Here is a 2,287-nt window from a genome sequence, read left to right as displayed (position 1 = left end):
GTCTAGATTAGTTTTCTATCCAGTTTTTGATTTATACGCCATTTAAATAATCTTGACCGGTTTCTTTCTAGCCAGTTTAATGCAAAACGTTGAAATATTTCCGCTTCTTTACTCACTAGCTTTCCTCTCTTTAATATAAGATAAGTATCCCATGTACATTCCTCAAAATCCAAGAAAGGCCGAATGACGGTATTGCTATAAGGGTTGCTATAGGCACAGAAATCAACAGACAATCCTACCCCCTTGTTTGCGTGTGCCACTTGATGGGTCAACCCTATTTCAGAGGTTTCAGTAAGAATATTTGGCTTTACGCCCCTTTTTAAAAATCGATTCATATTATTATAATAGGGGCGGAATGCCCGTCCTATTAATGCAATAGGCTCATTTTCTAAATCCACATAATCAATATAGTCTTTTGCTGCTAACGGGTGATCTTCATGAATGACAAGACAATGCTTATGAGAAGTAAAAGGGTCGGCATCAAACTTCAATACATCGATCGGCCCGGCTAAAAAACCCACATCCATTTTTTCCGACCATATCGATTCCTCCACTATATCATCAGTCATTTCTTGAAAATCCAAATCAATGTCTGGGTAAATATTACGAAAATCCACTAAAAAATCAACTGTCAAATAAGCCAATACCCCGTAGGTGGATGCTACTGACAATACTTTCTTTCTTTCAGCGCCTTTCTCTTTCACTAAATTCTTAATAGACGCTAGATCTTTCAGCATTCCTTCTGCTTTTTCATAAAATACATCTCCATATGGTGTGGGGTCCACCCCTCGAGTAGTTCTGTAAAACAATTTAATCTCAAGCTCTTGCTCCAGCTTTTTTATCAATTGACTCAGCCCCTGTGAAGTCATATACAAAGACTTCGCAGCTTTCGTGATACTTTTATAATCATATACAGCTAAAAAAGCTTTGAGATCCTTCGAGTCCACTTTTTTCACCTCACATCTACAAAAAAATATCATATTAAACTACCAAATCGCTTTATTTTGTTAGATTTCCTTACAAAGTTTGAAACTTTTTCTTACACCGCATCAACTAATTCTTTATTGTTCTTCCATACAGTGAGCACTAAAATTTTAAATATCAGCAATTGGAGCCAAAAATAAGGAGGAAACTCAAATGTTAAAATTTCCAAAAGTTAAAGTAGCTGCTGTACAAGCTGCCCCGGTATTTCTTGACCTTGATGCTACGGTAGAAAAAACATGTCATTTAGTAGATGAAGCTGCTTCTAATGGAGCACAAGTTATCGCTTTTCCCGAAGCATTTATCCCAGGATATCCTTGGTGGATTTGGCTTGGGAATGCTGATTATGGCATGAAGTATTATATCCAGCTTTATAAGAATGCTGTCGAGATTCCTAGTTTGGCGGTTCAAAAGCTTAGTGAAGCTGCAAAACGCAACAAGGTTTATTTTAGTGTATCTGTCACTGAAAAAGATGGCGGTTCACTTTATTTAACTCAGCTTTGGTTTAATCCAGATGGAGATTTAATTGGCAAACACCGTAAATTAAGAGCAACAAATGCTGAAAAGACGATTTGGGGTGATGGGGACGGAAGTATGATGCCTGTTTTTGAAACAGAGATTGGCAATTTAGGCGGATTACAATGCTGGGAACACTTTCTTCCCCTCAATATAGCAGCAATGGCCTCTATGAATGAACAAATACATGTATCTTCATGGCCAATCGGCATGCCTCAGGAAGGGCATCTTTTCGGAATTGAGCCTTGTGTGACCGCTGCTAAATACTATGCGACGACAAACCAGGTTTTTTGTCTAGTCTCTTCCCAAATTTGGACAGAGGAGATGCGTGATGCTATTTGTGAAACGGAAGAGCAGAAGAATTTTATGCAATTAGGGCACGGATTCTCAAGAATACTTGCTCCAAACGGACAAGAGATTGGCAACAAGCTCGCACACGATGAAGAAGGAATTACGTATGCTGATATAGATTTAGAACAAATCATTCCTGGAAAGTTTTTAATTGATTCAGCTGGACATTATTCTACTCCTGGATTTCTTTCCTTAAGCTTTGACAGATCTCCACAAAAACCGGTTAAACACATTGGCAATCCAACTCAAAAAGTTTGGAAATACGATGAATTGCAGTTCGGCCAGGAAGCTGAAGCTGCCTTGAAGTAATGATAAATTTATGCCCCTCACTTTTTTCATTAAAAGTGGGGGTTTTTGATTACATAGTTAATAATTTACAAATACCTTGTGTTTTTCTTTCAATATTCAAGTCATATAACCAAAAGACTTGATTTTGTCT

At 37.7% G+C, this 2,287-nt stretch carries 2 protein-coding genes; one reads left to right on the top strand and one right to left on the bottom strand.

Going from position 1 to position 2,287, the window contains the following annotated elements; translation table 11 throughout:
* Positions 1-2: 2 nt before the first annotated feature.
* Positions 3-947: a LysR family transcriptional regulator gene (locus tag VP97_RS23030; protein WP_050184520.1), complete on the bottom strand. Its 945-nt coding sequence runs from the start codon at positions 945-947 to the stop codon at positions 3-5.
* A 190-nt stretch (positions 948-1,137) separates the two neighbouring features.
* Between VP97_RS23030 and VP97_RS23025 the strand changes: the two genes are divergently transcribed.
* Positions 1,138-2,157, top strand: coding sequence for a carbon-nitrogen hydrolase family protein (locus VP97_RS23025; RefSeq protein WP_050184519.1), 1,020 nt, complete (start codon positions 1,138-1,140; stop codon positions 2,155-2,157).
* Positions 2,158-2,287 lie beyond the last annotated feature (130 nt).

It is taken from the genome of Domibacillus robiginosus (genome assembly GCF_000966195.1).
In the GTDB taxonomy this organism is placed as follows: domain Bacteria; phylum Bacillota; class Bacilli; order Bacillales; family Domibacillaceae; genus Domibacillus; species Domibacillus robiginosus.
Note: the sequence above shows the minus strand (reverse complement) of the source record. Positions and strands in the feature narration are given on the sequence as shown.